The sequence below is a fragment of the Streptomyces sp. Inha503 genome (assembly GCF_047215865.1).
GTDB classification, from domain to species: Bacteria; Actinomycetota; Actinomycetes; order Streptomycetales; family Streptomycetaceae; genus Streptomyces; species Streptomyces lycopersici.
The window spans coordinates 739914-754385 of the sequence record NZ_CP178360.1; the positions used below are offsets into that span (position 1 = coordinate 739914).

12 protein-coding genes are annotated in these 14472 nt (G+C 71.6%); 5 read left to right on the forward strand and 7 right to left on the reverse strand.

Annotation, left to right across the window (positions count from 1 at the left end):
* Positions 1-4 precede the first annotated feature (4 nt).
* The 3 genes from ACJX2R_RS03350 to ACJX2R_RS03360 all read right to left on the reverse strand — a co-directional run bounded on the left by ACJX2R_RS03350 (position 5) and on the right by ACJX2R_RS03360 (position 2891).
* Positions 5-1387: an alpha/beta hydrolase gene (locus tag ACJX2R_RS03350; RefSeq protein WP_413098669.1), complete on the reverse strand. Its 1383-nt coding sequence runs from the start codon at positions 1385-1387 to the stop codon at positions 5-7.
* A 185-nt stretch (positions 1388-1572) separates the two neighbouring features.
* Positions 1573-2397: a PaaX family transcriptional regulator C-terminal domain-containing protein gene (locus tag ACJX2R_RS03355; protein ID WP_413098670.1), complete on the reverse strand. Its 825-nt coding sequence runs from the start codon at positions 2395-2397 to the stop codon at positions 1573-1575.
* Positions 2398-2465: 68 nt separating this feature from the next.
* Complete coding sequence (locus ACJX2R_RS03360; protein ID WP_413098671.1) at positions 2466-2891, reverse strand: MarR family winged helix-turn-helix transcriptional regulator; 426 nt, start codon at positions 2889-2891, stop codon at positions 2466-2468.
* Positions 2892-3139: 248 nt separating this feature from the next.
* Between ACJX2R_RS03360 and ACJX2R_RS03365 the strand changes: the two genes are divergently transcribed.
* Genes ACJX2R_RS03365 through ACJX2R_RS03380 form a run of 4 tightly spaced genes read left to right on the forward strand, consistent with a single transcriptional unit; the run spans position 3140 to position 6921 of the window.
* Complete coding sequence (locus ACJX2R_RS03365) at positions 3140-4057, forward strand: SDR family NAD(P)-dependent oxidoreductase (protein WP_413098672.1); 918 nt, start codon at positions 3140-3142, stop codon at positions 4055-4057.
* Entirely contained in the window at positions 4057-4932 is an 876-nt protein-coding gene (locus ACJX2R_RS03370; RefSeq protein WP_413098673.1) for an amidohydrolase family protein, read from the forward strand. Before ACJX2R_RS03365 ends, ACJX2R_RS03370 begins: the two co-directional genes overlap by 1 nt.
* Positions 4933-4942: 10 nt before the next feature.
* A complete protein-coding gene (gene menE, locus ACJX2R_RS03375) occupies positions 4943-6469 on the forward strand; it encodes an o-succinylbenzoate--CoA ligase (protein ID WP_413098674.1) in 1527 nt (508 codons plus the stop codon).
* Entirely contained in the window at positions 6466-6921 is a 456-nt protein-coding gene (locus ACJX2R_RS03380; protein ID WP_413098675.1) for a MaoC family dehydratase, read from the forward strand. The genes menE and ACJX2R_RS03380 overlap by 4 nt, the downstream gene beginning before the upstream one ends.
* A gap of 79 nt (positions 6922-7000) precedes the next feature.
* On the opposite strand, the gene ACJX2R_RS03385 is transcribed toward ACJX2R_RS03380, so the two are convergent.
* The 4 genes from ACJX2R_RS03385 to ACJX2R_RS03400 all read right to left on the reverse strand — a co-directional run bounded on the left by ACJX2R_RS03385 (position 7001) and on the right by ACJX2R_RS03400 (position 10804).
* Positions 7001-7846 (reverse strand): hypothetical protein, encoded by an 846-nt coding sequence (locus ACJX2R_RS03385; protein WP_413098676.1) that lies wholly within the window; start codon positions 7844-7846, stop codon positions 7001-7003.
* An 87-nt stretch (positions 7847-7933) separates the two neighbouring features.
* Positions 7934-8317: a RidA family protein gene (locus ACJX2R_RS03390; RefSeq protein ID WP_413098677.1), complete on the reverse strand. Its 384-nt coding sequence runs from the start codon at positions 8315-8317 to the stop codon at positions 7934-7936.
* A gap of 57 nt (positions 8318-8374) precedes the next feature.
* Positions 8375-9868: a carboxylesterase/lipase family protein gene (locus tag ACJX2R_RS03395; RefSeq protein ID WP_413098678.1), complete on the reverse strand. Its 1494-nt coding sequence runs from the start codon at positions 9866-9868 to the stop codon at positions 8375-8377.
* Between the two features lie 21 nt (positions 9869-9889).
* On the reverse strand, positions 9890-10804 hold the full coding sequence (locus ACJX2R_RS03400; protein WP_413098679.1) for an MBL fold metallo-hydrolase: 915 nt from the start codon (positions 10802-10804) through the stop codon (positions 9890-9892).
* 179 nt (positions 10805-10983) lie between these two features.
* Here ACJX2R_RS03400 and ACJX2R_RS03405 point away from each other — a divergent pair, with 179 nt between their 5' ends.
* A complete protein-coding gene (locus ACJX2R_RS03405) occupies positions 10984-13764 on the forward strand; it encodes a helix-turn-helix transcriptional regulator (protein ID WP_413098680.1) in 2781 nt (926 codons plus the stop codon).
* Positions 13765-14472 lie beyond the last annotated feature (708 nt).

Here is a 14472-nt window from a genome sequence, read left to right on the forward strand (position 1 = left end):
AACGTCAGTGGCGGGCGGGGGGCGCCGGGCGATCGCGGCCGACCGTCAGCCGTGCCGGGCGGTACGGGGCGTACGCCGCGCCGTCCAGACCGAGGGCCGTGGCGGACCGCTGAAGCGCGGCCGGGGTCGCGGCGCCGTCCCAGTGGCCGGTGATGACGCGGTGTTCGAGCGCGTGCAGGGCGGCCACGGTCTCGGCGGTGGTGAACGCGCAGTGGCCCTGTCGTTCGACGTAGACCTGCCGCAGCAGCGCGCCGTCCCCGACCGTGCGCACCCGGTCGCCGAACCGCCGTTCCTGCTCCACGGGTACCAGGTTGTCGGCGGTCGTGTGCACGTCCAGCAGCGGTACGCCGAGGCCCTGGCCGGCGGACGAGGTGCGCCGCGCCGTACGGACCGCGTCGGGGTCGGCGGCGATCGAGGCACCCCGGGTCAGGGACGTGAGGTCGGCGCGCAGGTCGAGTCCGGCCGCCCGATACAGCGCGCGGACCTGCGGGGCGTGCGCGGAACCGGCGAGCAGGCGGGCGTAGTCGACGCCCCGGTTCCAGGAGTTGTTGCCGCCGACGGACTGCTCCACGGCGAACCGGCCGCCCTCGACGAACGACAGGATGCCTTGCGCGAACCACGTGTACTGCTGCTCCTCCTGGCCCGCCCAGTCGGCCGGGGCGGGCCGGTCCCTTCCCGGCGCCCAGGCGGGCAGGTTGAGGAAGGCCGCGGCCAGCGCGATCCGGGCCCGGCCCCGCGGGGTGGCCTGGGCGGCAGTGACGGCGTCGGTGAGCTTCCCGGCGGTGGCGGCCGCGTCGTCGGCGGAGCCGAAGCGCACCAGACCGACGTCCTGCCCCGGCAGGAGCAGCCGGGCGATGGCGTACTCGGCGTCGAGTTGGTAGTTGTCCAGGTCGGTGCCGCCCGCGACCAGGCCGCACAGACCGAGCGCGCCGTCGACACGGCCGGCGCCGTCACGGGCGATCTGCGCGTTGACGAGCCCGCCCATGGACTGGCCGACGGCCAGGGTGCGCCGCGGGGTGCCGATCTTCGCGGTGACCGCGTCGAGCGTGGCGAACTGGTCGGCTTCGGCGCTGTTCAGCGCCCACATCGAGCCATCGGGGTCGTACGACGAACCGGCCATCGCATAGCCCTCGGAGAGCAACTCGGTGCGTACGGCGTCGGAGGGGGCGTCCTGGGCGACGGTGGGACCGAAGCCGTGGCTGAACAGCAGCAGGGTGCCGTTCCAGCGGTCGGGGACGTCCGCGATCCAGGTGGCGCCGTCGGCGAGGGTGCCGGTGAGGTGGGCGGTGGCCGTCGGGTCCGCCTGGGCGGCTGACCAGGGAACGACGGCGAGGGCGACGGACGCCAGGGCGGCCAGTGCGATACGCGGACGGGTGCGAGCGGACATGGAAGTGGCTCCTTGTGGGCGGCTGCGGAGCGGGGAACCCGGGGCGCGTGCTCAGCGCGCTGAACGAAGGTGTGGAGGAATGTAGGGCCGATTTCTTGCAGCCGTCAACGCAATGCACAATTTCGTCTGAGAGCACGCCCTGGTGCGGCACGCGCCACGCCCTGGTGTGGCGCGTATGAAGACGGCTAGGCCGGGACGGTTTCGATCGACCGGCGCGCCGCGTCCCGGGCGGGCGCCTCCAACAGGCCGTGGACCGCGCGGAACGTCTCCTCCGCCCCGGCCGCGGGCCAGTCCTCCGGCAGGTGCCGTACGGGCAACCGGGGATCGCTGCGGATGACCTGGAGCCATTCGGCGGTCAACCGGAGGCGCAGCGCGAGGGCGTCCTCCCCGGCCAAGTCCACGCCACCCGAGGCGTACGGCCGCCAGGACGCGTCGAAGTCCCGGTAACCGGCGCCCAGTGCGCGCAGGTCCCAGGTGTCGTCGACCATCTCGGCGATGTCCATCCCGGCGTCCGCGTGGGCGCGGAAGACCTTCACATGCGCGGCCAGGCCCAGCTCGGCGACGATCTCGGAGACGTCGACCTCGCCCGGTGCGATCCACAGTCCGCTGAACAGCGCGCCGAAGCCCGCCCAGGTCAGCTGGGAGCGCAGATCGTGCCGCTGGCGCTGCCAGGACTCCGGGAGCGAGAAGCCGAGCAGGGTCCAGGTGCCGTCCCACTCGCGGTTGACCGCGCCCGTCTTCCAGATGCGCCGCTCGCCGTCGCGGAGGATCGCCTCCGAGCGGCCGGTGAGGCCGATGTAGGTCCGCCGGCCCTCGCGCCGACGGCTCAGCAGGCCACGGCCGACCATGCGGGTGAGGGTGGACCGGGTGGCCTGCTCTCCGACTCCGGCGCGCCGGAACACCTCGATGACGCTCCCCGTATACACGCACACCCCGCGGCCCAGCACTTCGTCACCGAGGAAGCTGAGCAGGAGGGACTGGGGGCGGAGGGCTGGACCGGTCACACGCATACATTACGAGGCCCGCGCACCCGCGGCAGCCGGCGCCCGGCGGCAGCCGTCGCCGGCCGTCCGGCGCGTCAGGCGAGCCCGTTCCCGGCGACGCGCACCAGGAGCGTGTGCAGCGTCTCCCGTTCGGCGGGGGCGAGCGGGGTGAGCAGTTCGTCGGTCACCCGCTGGCCCGCCTGATCCGTGTCGCGGAGGAACGCGCGGCCGTCCTCGGTGAGGACGACGACGCGGCTGCGGCGGTCGTCGGGGGCGGGGCGGCGCTCGGCGAAGCCCAGCTTCTCCAAGTCGTCCACCAGGCCGACGATCGCGCTCGGGTCATAGCCGAGCCGGGCGCTGAGCTCTCGCTGCAACGCGCCCTCACAGGTGGCGAGGTAGCGCAGCACGGCGTAGTGCCGCAGCCGCAGCCCCGACTCCTGGAGGAAGGTGTTGAACAGCTGGCCGGAGCGCAAGCCCAGGCGGTACAGCAGATAGCCCGTGTCCGCGTGCAGCGCCCGCATCCACGGTTCGTCCGCGTCGATCGGGGGCGGGGGGTCGGTGTGCCGGCGGGCGATGGCGGGCTCCCTGGTCTCGGCCCCGGGGCGCCGGTCTCGGCTCTTCCCGGAGGGGGTGGGTCTCGTGTGCAGAGTCCAGCATGACGCACCCGAGGTGAACAACAACTGTTGACGACACCAATTATTGCGCTTAGCTTCGATCTCGCCGCCGCACTCCGCGCCGGACAGGCGCACCCATGCGAAGGGACCCGCTCGTGCCCACCATCGATCTGACCGGCAAGGCCGCCGTCGTCACCGGCAGCGGCCGGGGCCTCGGCCTCGCCTACGCATACGCCCTCGCCGCCCACGGCGCGTCCGTGGTCGTCAACGACATCGACGAAGCGGTGGCCGAACAGGCCGTCAAGTCCATCACCGAGGCCGGTGGCAGCGCCGTGGCCGAGGTGGTCCCGGTCGGCTCCGCCGAGGCCGCCGAGCGGCTGGTGAGCCGCGCCGTCGAGGAATTCGGCCGACTCGACGTCCTGGTCACCAACGCGGGCATCCTGCGTGACAAGGTGCTCTGGAAGATGACTGACGAGGACTTCGACGCGGTCATCACCACCCATCTGCGAGCCACCTTCACCTGCGCCCGAGCCGCCTCGTTGCACATGCGCGAGCAGGGTGAGGGCGGCACGCTCGTCCTCGTGGGCTCCCCGGCCGGACAGCGCGGCAACTTCGGCCAGACCAACTACGCCGCCGCCAAGGCCGGAATCGCCGCCATGGCCCGCACCTGGTCCATGGAACTGTCCCGCGCGAACATCACCGTCAACGCGATCGTGCCGGTGGCCGCCACCGCGATGACCGAGACCATTCCCGCCTTCGCCCCGTATGTGGAGGCCCTGAGGAACGGCGAACCGCTGCCGGACTTCCTGCGCAAGGGCGAGGGATTCGGCACCCCGGAGGACTGCGCCGCCCTCGTCCCCTTCCTGGCCTCCGACGCCGCCCGCGGCATCACCGGCCAGTGCGTCGGCATCGGCGGCGACAAGGTGGCGCTCTGGTCGCATCCGCAGGAGATACGGACCGCCTACGCCGACGGCGGCTGGACCTCCGAGGCCATCGCCGACGCCTGGCACACGTCGATCGGCGCCGAGCCGCAGTCGGTGGGCATCCCCGCGCCGAAGAACCCGGAGGCGTGATGGACCTCCGGAATCTGGTCGCCATCGACGTCCACACCCACGCGGAGGTGTCCTCCAGGGGCCACTCCTCCCTGGACGACGATCTGCACGACGCCTCCGCCGCCTACTTCAAGGTCGAGGGCAAACGGAAGCCCACCCTCGAGGAGACGGCCGCGTACTACCGCGAGCGGCGGATGGCCGCCGTCATCTTCACGGTGGACGCCGAGTCCGCCACCGGCACCGAGCCCGTCCCGAACGAGGAGGTCGCCGAGGCCGCCGCCGCCAACGCGGACGTCCTCATCCCCTTCGCCTCCATCGACCCCTTCCGGGGGAAGGCGGGCGTGCGGCGGGCCCGGCGGCTGGTCGAGGAGTACGGCGTGAAGGGCTTCAAGTTCCACCCCAGCGTCCAGGGTTTCTTCCCCAACGACCGCTCGGTGGCGTACGGCCTGTACGAGGTGATCGAGGAGACCGGCACCATCGCCCTCTTCCACACCGGCCAGACCGGCATCGGCGCCGGTGTGCCCGGCGGGGGCGGCATCCGCCTGAAGTATTCGAATCCGCTCCATGTGGACGACGTGGCCGCCGACTTCCCGCATCTGAAGATCATCCTGGCGCATCCGTCGTTCCCCTGGCAGGACGAGGCGCTGGCGGTGGCGACCCACAAGCCCGGGGTGCATATCGACCTGTCCGGCTGGTCGCCGAAGTACTTCCCGCCGCAGCTTGTGCAGTACGCCAACACACTGCTGAAGGACAAGGTGCTGTTCGGTTCGGACTTCCCGGTGCTCACCCCGGACCGATGGCTGGCCGACTTCGACAAGCTCTCCATCAAGGAGGCGGTCAAGCCGAAGATTCTCAAGGAGAACGCGGCCGGGCTGCTCGGCCTGACCAAACCGTGAGAGGTGTCGGATGCGCAACGAAGGACTGGGGTCATGGCCCGCACGCCGGGCCCGCAAGACCCCGCACCGCACGGCCCTGATCCACGGCGAACGGTCGACCGACTACCGCACCCTGCACACCCGCACCACCCGCCTCGCCCATGCCCTGCGCGCCCGGGGCATCAGGCGTGGCGACCGCATCGCCCACCTCGGCCCCAACCACCCCGCCTATCTGGAGACCCTGTTCGCCGCAGGCCTCCTCGGCGCCGTCTTCGTCCCCCTCAACACCCGGCTCACCGGCCCCGAGATCGCCTACCAGCTCGCCGACTCCGGTGCCAAGGCCCTCATCCACGGTGCCGCACAAGCCGGGCTCGTCGCCGGACTGCCCACCGACACCGGCGTACGGACCTGTATCGAGATCGGCGACGCATACGAACGGACCCTGGCGGCCGCGCCGACCGAGCCGATCGATGAACCGGTCTCCCCCGACGACACCTGCCTCATCATGTACACCTCGGGGACGACCGGCCGCCCCAAGGGCGCGATGCTCACCCACTCCAACATCATCTGGAACGCCGTCAATGTGCTGGTCGACCACGATCTGCTCGCCGACGAGCGCGCCCTGGTGTCCGCCCCGCTCTTCCACACCGCCGGTCTGAACATGATCACCTTGCCGGTACTGCTCAAGGGCGGCACCTGCGTTCTGGTGGAGGCCTTCGACCCCGGAACGACCCTCGATCTGATCGAACGGCACCGCATCACCTTCATGTTCGGAGTGCCGACGATGTTCGGCCAGGTGGCCCGGCATCCCCGCTGGGCGAACGCCGATCTGTCCTCGCTCCGCATCCTCACCTGCGGCGGATCCCCGGTGCCGACCCCGCTCATCGCCACCTACCAGCAGCGCGGGCTCACCTTCCTCCAGGGCTACGGCATGACCGAGGCCGCGCCCGGCACCCTCTTCCTGGACGCCGAGCACGCCGCCGACAAGGCGGGCTCGGCGGGTGTACCGCACTTCTTCAGCGACGTACGGGTCGTCCGGCCCGACCTCACCCCGGTCGGCACCGGCGAGACCGGCGAAGTGGTGGTGCGCGGACCACATGTGATGTCCGGCTACTGGGGGCTGCCCGAGGAGACGGAGGCCGCGTTCGCGGGCGGCTGGTTCCGCAGCGGGGACGCGGCCCGGGTCGACGAAGACGGTTATGTGTACATCGTCGACCGGATCAAAGACATGATCATTTCCGGCGGCGAGAACGTATACCCCGCCGAGGTCGAGGATCTCCTCCTCGCCCACCCGGGCATCGCCGAGTGTGCGGTGATCGGTGTCCCGGACGACGCATGGGGCGAGGTGCCCCGCGCGGTCGTCGTCCCGGCGGCGGGCGCCGAACTCGACCCGGAGCAGGTGCTTGGATCACTGTCCGGGCGGCTCGCCAAGTACAAGATCCCCAAGTCGGTGGTGTTCGCGGACGAACTTCCGCGCACCGCCTCCGGAAAGCTCCTCAAGTCCCGGGTGCGCGACCGCTACGGCACCCCTGCCCCTGAACAGGAAGCCGATTCATGAGCATCACCGTCAACGGCCTGGACGAGCTGAAGAAGCTCGCCGACTCGGACCTCGGCACCAGCGAGTGGATCGAGGTCACCCAGGACCGCATCGATACCTTCGCCGACGCCACCGACGACCACCAGTGGATCCACACCGACCCGGAACGAGCGGCCCAGGGCCCCTTCGGCGCGCCGATCGCGCACGGCTACCTCACGCTGTCCCTGTTCATCCCCCTCTTCACCCAGCTGCTGGACGTACGGGGCGTGGCCACCAAGGTGAACTACGGCCTGGACAAGGTGCGCTTCCCCGCACCGGTGAAGGCCGGATCCCGGATACGGCTGGCGGCCCGGCTCACCTCGGTCGAGGACGTACCCGGCGGCGTCCAGATCACCGTCGACGGCACGATCGAGGTGGACGGCGGCACGAAGCCCGCCGCCGTGGTGCGGAGTCTGTCCCGCTTCTACGTCTGACCTATCAGCGGATGACGCGGTCCGGGCGTCCGGCTTCCATGCGCACCGTGGTGCGGCGCGGATGCGGCTGCCGGACCCCTCACAGGCTGCATCTCCCGGCGGCCAGTGCTGTGATCGCGCACTCGGCCGCGTGCCGGGCCGCGAGCGCGGCGGGGAAGGGTCCGCGGCCGTGGGAGGCACGGTCGGCCGCCCCGCTCACGATCCGCCATTGCCAGGCGGTGGGTGCTGCGAGAGACGAGGGGTGGTGCCAGACGGGCCGTGCGGCCGAGGGCGCGTTCCCGGCCCGCTGGACCAGGACGCCGTGTACCACCCCGCCGATCACGGCGGAGGCGTGCCTCCCGCCGTCGTCGACGGTCCAGTCCAGAGGTGTCGGGGTTGACTCCGACACCTCCAGGAGGACATCGGCGAGGTCGGCCAGATTCCGGTACAGCGCGGCACGTACCGCGTCGGCGTGGTGTCGGCCCCAGTGGTGCGGAGCCCGTTCGGCGGTCGCGTCCACGAGGGCCTGTGCGGCGAGTTCGTCCAGGGGGTCTCGCCGTACCGGACGTCCCCGCGCCTGGGTTGCGGCAGCGCCCCACACGAGTTCGTCGCGGGTCACGGCGGTGCCACGAGCCAGCGCCCACAGGTCGGCGGGCCCCAGGTCGTCGACCGTGTGCTGGATGCAGAGGGCGGCCGCGTCCGACGGGGGCGGGACTTCGGCGTTCAAGAGGCCGGCGCGCACCTCCGTGGCCGCGCTCACGTCGCCCGGCTGTAGCACGCCCAGCGGCAGCGACCCGACCGCCTGGAGCACCTGCCCGTAGACCCGGCGTACCGGATGAGGTCCGGAATGTGACGATGGGCGCCCCGACAGTGCGCACATCGCGTCCAGCAGGTCCGTCGGCGGAACTCTCAGGCTGGTGCACGCCTTCGACAGACGACCGGCCATCCCGGCCCCTTTCGCCTCTCAGGGATGGTGCGGCCGGTCCGTCACGATCCCGGGACCGTGACGGACCGGCCTTGCTCTGCGCCGAGGTCAGCCGTCCAGCACCGCCAAAGCATCGACCTCGACGAGCAGCCCCGGCGGAAGCCGCGTGTAGACGGTGGTGCGGGCGGGGAACGGCTCGCCGACGGCCGCGGCGTACGCCTCATTCATCTCGGCCAGATGGCCGGGGTCGGTGAGGTAGACGCGGAGCATCACCACGTCCTCCAGTGCCGCACCGCCCGCCTTGAGCACGGCGGTGACGTTGCGCAGGGTCTGTGTGGTCTGCTCGGCCACCGTGGTGCCGACGACCTCGCCGGTGTCCGGGTCGAGCGGGAGCTGCCCGGAGACGCACAGGACGGGGCCCTTGCGGATGCCCTGGGACAGCGGGGCCGGCAGTGCGGGTGCGTCCTCGGTGGTGATGACGGTTCTGGTCACGGTACGTCCTTGATGGTGTGTCCTTGACAGAGGTGCGCATGGGGATGCGCGGCGGGTTCAGATCCAGGCCCGCCGTTCCTGGCCGCGGGGGTCGTCGGCTTGGGTCCACTCGGCATCGATGCGCATCGTGGCCCGGCGCTCGGTGTCGTACGGGTCCCAGCCGGGGTGGCCGTCCCTGGCGAAGCGGACCCAGGTCTGGTGCATGCGGGCGGCGAGCTCCACGGGGGGCTGGTCGGGGCCGAGCAGGGCGCCCGCCCCCCGCAGCTGAGGGAGTTGCGCGAGATCGAAGACGAACGGGAGCTCCACCGCGTGGGTGGCGCCGAGCTCTCCGTCCAGGGCCGGCGACCGCCAGGCGAACTCGTAGGCGAAGGTGGCGGACTGCGGGTGAGCGGCGTGCGCACCGGCCAGGGCCCAGCTTCCCGCGCCGAACAGCGCGTCGCCCATGATGGCGGACCGCAGCTCGCCGAAGGACGCCTCGGGGTGGGCCTTCCGGTACGTCTCGACGAGCCGCGTCGGATTCGGATGCGAGCGCGCCGCCGTGTCCTCGACGTCCTCGGCGGTAGAGGTGGCGTACATGCCCACGGGGACCAGATAGAGGTTTCCCTCCTCGGTGTTGGTCCCGATGAGCAGGTCGATGTCGGCGCTGAGGCCGGCGGCGACGGACTCGGCGGGCTGGGTGTCCAGGACCAGGCTGAAGGGGCTGAGGCCGATCAGCGGGTCGTAGTGCGTGTCGGTCCGCAGGTCGATGCCCGCGAGCCGGGAGGCGGCCTCGACCAGGCGTTCGTCGGGGATGTCCGCGAAGGTGCCGACATGAGGCTCGATGCCCAGCGCCTCGGCGGCGGCCTTGGTGACGCGCGCGGCCTGCTCGGTCGTGAACGCCCCCAGGCCGCTGCCGCTTTGCACGATCGCCCGGCGGAAGAGGCCACCGGCTTCCGGGGTGCCCAGGACTCCGCCGACGATGGTCGCCCCGGCCGACTGGCCGAAGAGGGTCACCTTGTGCGGGTCACCGCCGAAGGCGGCGATGTTCTCCCGCACCCAGCGCAGGGCGGCGACCACGTCGAGCAGGCCGCGGTTGGCGGGCGCCCCGGGGATGTCGAGGAACCCGGAGATGCCCAGCCGGTAGTTGAGGGTGACGAGGACGACGCCGTCACGGGCGAAGGCCGAGCCGTCGTACAGGGCGGAGCGCGTCGATCCGGCGACGAATCCACCGCCGTGGACGAACACCATGACGGGCAGATCGCCGTTCGCGGCCGCGGGCGTCCAGACGTTGACGGTGAGGTAGTCCTCGCCGCGACTCCAGCCGGCACCGAAGTAGGGGGACATGTCCACGGTGCCGAGTTTGCGCTCGGACTGGGGTGCGTTGGGTCCCGGCATGGTGGCGTCCCGTATGCCGTCCCAGGGCTCGTGCGGCTGCGGCGGGGCGAACCGGCCGGCGCCGCGGGGAGGGGTGGCGTAGGGGATGTTCAGGAAAGCGGCGGTGCCGTCGTCCTGGCGCAGACCGCGGACGGCCCCCTGCGCGGTGGTCACGACGGGGTCGGGGTGGTGGTTCACGGTGATGCCTTTCTCCGGGCCTCAGCCCTGCTCGCCGTACGGGGTGAACGGGGCCCAGCCCTTGACGGCGAACGTGCCGCCCTCGCGCACGACCTCGGCAGCGCCGTGGCCGCCGAAGTGTGCGGGGATCACGAGTGCGTTGTTGTCGGCCGCCCAGCCCAGCACCTTGCGGCGGGTGGCGCGGGCGCCGGCGGGGTCCTCGCAGAAGCAGCTGTTGGCGTGTGGTTCGAGGATCTGCACAGGGTTGTGCAGCATGTCGCCGACGAACACGGCGCGGTCCGTCCCGGAGGCGAGGGTCAGCACGGAGGAGCCGGGGGTGTGGCCGGGAGCCGCGTCCAGGCGCAGATCGGCGTCGATCTGGTGGCTGTTCTCCCACAGCAGCGTCTGGCCGGCCTGGTGGACCGGGGTCACGCTGTCCTCGAAGACGTTCTGGTTGCCGCGGCCGAGCAGCGGCTTGTGACCGTTCTCGGGGTTCCAGAAGTCGAAGTCGTCCTTCGGCATCAGATAGGTGGCATTCGGGAAGGTGGGAACCCAGCGCCGCCCGTCCAGGCAGGTGTTCCAGCCGACGTGATCGATATGGAGATGTGTGTTGATCACGATGTCCACGTCTTCGGGCTCGACACCAGCGCGCGAGAGATTGCCCAGGAAGTCCGTTTCCAGATGGCTCCAGACCGGCGCGTACGGGCGCTCCTTGTGATTGCCCACGCCCGTGTCGACGAGGATGGTCCTGCCCTCGCTGCGCAGCAGCCAGGTCTGGATCGCGGAGTTCACGATATTGGTCTCAGAATCCAGGAAATGCGGGGTGAGCCAGCGGGATCCGGCTTCCCAGACTTCCTTCGAGCTTTCCGGGAAGAAGGTGTCCGGCGTCATTTCGACCGACCCGTAGTATTCCCAGACCCGGGTGATGGTGACGTTGCCGAGCTTGATCTGTTCCATGGGGTTTTCCTCGATAATTCGAAGGCTTTCTTCAACGGTATGTGCGGCCCCCGGGGCCTGGTATCCGTCACGTGACTGCACCTGCCCGCATGCCCAGGGCACCGGGCGGGACCGCTTGTAGCCTGGGTGCGTCAAGGCAAGGCGGCTCCGATCGGAGAGCCACAATTCCTGGAGACCCCGTGGACGAGCACACAGGCGACCCCCGTGCGGTCGCGGGACCGCAGTCGGATGGGGAAAGGCCGCTATTCGGCCGGGACGCGGAGCTGGCACGCCTCTTTCGTGCGGTGGACTCGGCGTCGGCCGACCCGGTTCTGGTGCTTCTCGGTGATGTGGGTATGGGAAAGAGCGCGCTGCTGGACCGCGCGGTGCGCCGGGCCGAAGCGAGTGGCGCCCGCGTCCTGCGCGCCGAGGGCAGCGAATCGGAGGCAAAGCTCGCTTTCTCCACTCTGCACCAGTTGCTGCGGCCGGTGGCAGCTGAGGTGGACGGGCTGCCGGAGAGGCAGCGCGCGGCACTGCACGGTGCCTTCGGAGCGGGGCCGGCCCCGGCGGGACGCGACCCGATGCTGATCGGTGTCGCCGTACTGGGCCTGTTCTCAGCCCTGGGCGAGCGAGGGCATGTGCTCGTGGCCCTGGACGACGCGCAGTGGTTCGACCGTGCCTCCGTGGACGCGCTGTCCTTCGCCGCCGGACGGCTGGCAGGCGAACCGGTCACGATGCTGATCGCAGCCCGCGTCGGCGGTCACCTCCCGGGGCTGGACCGGCACGTGCCGACGCTCACTCTGGGACCACTCGACAACGCCGCGGCCGGCCGGTTGCTGGACCTCCAGCCGCGGCACCCGACCGGTCGGATGAGGACGCGGATCCTGGACCAGGCCGACGGCAACCCGCTGGCGCTGATCGAGCTGGCAAGGGCGGTCACCGCACACGATGCGGCCGCGAAGCCGCCGTCCACGGGCCCGCTCCCCCTCACCGATCACCTGGAGTGGATCTTCGCGGCCCGTCTGAACGGCCTTCCGGCCGCCACCACGCGCGCCCTGCTGCTCCTGGCCGCCATGGACACCGTCGACTCCGCGATCGCCGTGCTGCCGAACGCCGGGGACGACACATGGCCGGCCGCCGAGCAGGCCGGACTGATCCGACAGACCGGCGGGGACCTCCGGTTCAGCCACCCGCTGGTCCGGTCCGCCGTCTATCACGCCGCATCCTTCGATGCCCGGCGCGAAGCCCACCTGACGCTGGCCGAGCTGCTGCGGGACGAACCGGACCGGCGAGCCTGGCACCTCGCCGCCGCGGCCACGCCCCCGGACGCGGCCGTATCGGCGGACCTGGAGCAGACCGCCGACCGGGCCCGCCGCCGCGGCGGCCACGCGGCGGCGGCCAAGGCCCTGCAACGCGCCGCGGAACTCGCACCGCGTCGCGAGGACAGTGCCCGCCTGCTGGTCGAAGCCGCTGCGGCGGCCGTGCTCACCGGAGACCTCGCCTGGGTCGAGGAACTGGCCACCGCGGTACGCGCGCGTACCGACGACGCGTCGCTCCTGGCCGGCGCCACCGCGCAGGTCGGACGACTGGCAGCACTGACCGTGCGCCACGCCGTGGTCTTCTCCCGGCTGGCCGACTCGGCCGAGGAGCTGGCCGTCGCGCAGCCCGCCACCGCGCTGGATCTCCTGGCCGGCGCCGCCGTGGTCCGTTTCTACTGCGGAGAGGACGTCCAGCGGCACCGCATCGAGGCCGTCCTGCGGCGTCTTCCCCAGGACGCGTCCCACGCTTGGTTGCGCACCTGGGTGCGGGCCGTGTCCGACCCCTTCGGCGACCGGGCCGAACTGTACTCCCTACTCCCACGGGTCGCTGCCGAGGCGCGGCGCCGCCCCGACCGGCTCACCGCGTTCGCGGTCATGGCCTGGCTGCTGGACGAGACCCCGCAGGCCGTCCGCGCCTTCGACGAGGCATTCGACCGCTGGGGGTCGCGCGGGCCTCTGCCGGAGGGGCTGGGCGGCGCGGCCGCCTGGAGCTATGTGGAACTAGGAAGGTGGGGGCGCGCCCGGGAGGCATGCGCCCGCAGCAGCGCGCTCGGCGCGACGGCCGGTCTCGACCACGCCGTGGCATGCGCGACCGCGGTGGACGCCACCGTGCTGGCCTACCAGGGGGACGCGGCGGCGGCCCGCGCCCGGGCCGAGGACGCACTCGCCCTGATCGACCCGTTGGAGAGCCGCTCGGTAGCCGTCTATGCCCGGCGTGCGCTCGGCGCCACGGCCCTCGCGGAAGGCGCGCACGAGGCGGCGTACGACCACCTCCGCACGGTCTTCACGGCGGATGGCGCACCCGTGCACTACCACGCCTCGTATCCGGCCCTCGCAGATCTCGCCGTCGCCGCTGTGCGCAGTGGCCGGCGCGAGGAGGCCGCCGCGATCATCGAGCATTCCGCACGTGTGCTCGCGGCGGGCGCCTCACCGCGCCTGCGCGCGCTGATCAGCCGGGCCCGTGGCCTGCTTACCGACTCCGAGGACGCCGAGCCGCACTTCCGGGCGGCCCTGGCGGACCCGGTGCTGGAGCACTGGCCCTTCGAACGTGCCCAGACCCTGCTGGACCTCGCCGAGTGGCTGCGGCGGCGTCGACGCATCTCAGAGGCGCGAGCGCCGCTCACCGAGGCCCTGGAGACCTTCCGGCGCCTGGGCGCCCGCCCATGGATCGAGCGCGCCCGGGCCGAATCTCGCGCTGCCGGCATCGACGTCACGGACTCCACCCCCGACGCCCTCGCCGAGCTCTCCCCGCAACAGCAGCAGATCATCCGGCTCGCCGCCCGCGGACTGACCAACCGCGAGATTGGTGAGAAGCTCTTCCTCTCCCCGCGCACAGTCAGCTCGCACCTCTACCGCAGCTTCCCCAAGCTGGGCATCACGGCCCGCTCCCAGCTGCGCGACCTCGTCGAGGACACCTTCGCGACGGCCGGCCGCCAGGACTGAGACCACCCCCGGCGGCCGGAAGCAGTCATCTGACGCATACCGCGCGGTGTCCCTCCGCACCAGACTGGCCACGAGGCGAAGGCGGCAGCAACCGTCTTCGCCCGTGAATCCCGACGCCCGCCTGTCTCCGGACGCTCATGCATGGATGCCTATGCCAGAGGCGCAGGCCGGCCGGCGTTCCCCGGCGCCGCGCCCGGCCTCGCCTTCGCCGTGGCCGGGCAGCGATGGCCCCCGCCTCGAAGGAACGGAAATCCATGGTGGCTGCGAAGACAGCGGCGCTTTGGGACCGGATCGCCGCAGCCGACCCGGGGCTGCTGCGTCTGGCCGCCGGCCTGCGAGCCGCCCTCAGTCTGACTCTTACCCTGGCCGCACTGACCGCGCTGGGTCAGCCCCCTGTGGTGCTCCTGGCCGGCGGCTTCACGGCCGTGGTCACCTCGTTGGCCATCAGCGATCCGCACCCCCGCAACCAGTTCCGCACTCTGCTCGCCGGTGCGCCCGTGGCCCTCACGGCTCTGACCGCCGCGGGTTTGCTGGCCCCGTTCCCCCTCGTCTCCCGCCCGGCCTTCCTGCTGCTGATCTTCGCCGCGGTCTACGCCCGCCGCTTCGGACGACGTGGCCTGGACCTCGGGATCTTCGCCTTCATGGCCTACTTCCTCTCCCAGTTCGCAGCCATCCGAGCCCATCAACTCCCTGGCGTTCCTGTTCGCC

Bases quoted from the DNA above. Each gene is read 5' to 3' on its own strand.
- ACJX2R_RS03350 (WP_413098669.1), bottom strand. From the start codon at position 1,387: ATGTCCGCTCGCACCCGTCCGCGTATCGCACTGGCCGCCCTGGCGTCC.
- ACJX2R_RS03355 (WP_413098670.1), bottom strand. From the start codon at position 2,397: ATGCGTGTGACCGGTCCAGCCCTCCGCCCCCAGTCCCTCCTGCTCAGC.
- ACJX2R_RS03360 (WP_413098671.1), bottom strand. From the start codon at position 2,891: ATGCGGGCGCTGCACGCGGACACGGGCTATCTGCTGTACCGCCTGGGC.
- ACJX2R_RS03370 (WP_413098673.1), top strand. From the start codon at position 4,057: ATGGACCTCCGGAATCTGGTCGCCATCGACGTCCACACCCACGCGGAG.
- menE (WP_413098674.1), top strand. From the start codon at position 4,943: ATGCGCAACGAAGGACTGGGGTCATGGCCCGCACGCCGGGCCCGCAAG.
- ACJX2R_RS03380 (WP_413098675.1), top strand. From the start codon at position 6,466: ATGAGCATCACCGTCAACGGCCTGGACGAGCTGAAGAAGCTCGCCGAC.
- ACJX2R_RS03385 (WP_413098676.1), bottom strand. From the start codon at position 7,846: ATGGCCGGTCGTCTGTCGAAGGCGTGCACCAGCCTGAGAGTTCCGCCG.
- ACJX2R_RS03400 (WP_413098679.1), bottom strand. From the start codon at position 10,804: ATGGAACAGATCAAGCTCGGCAACGTCACCATCACCCGGGTCTGGGAA.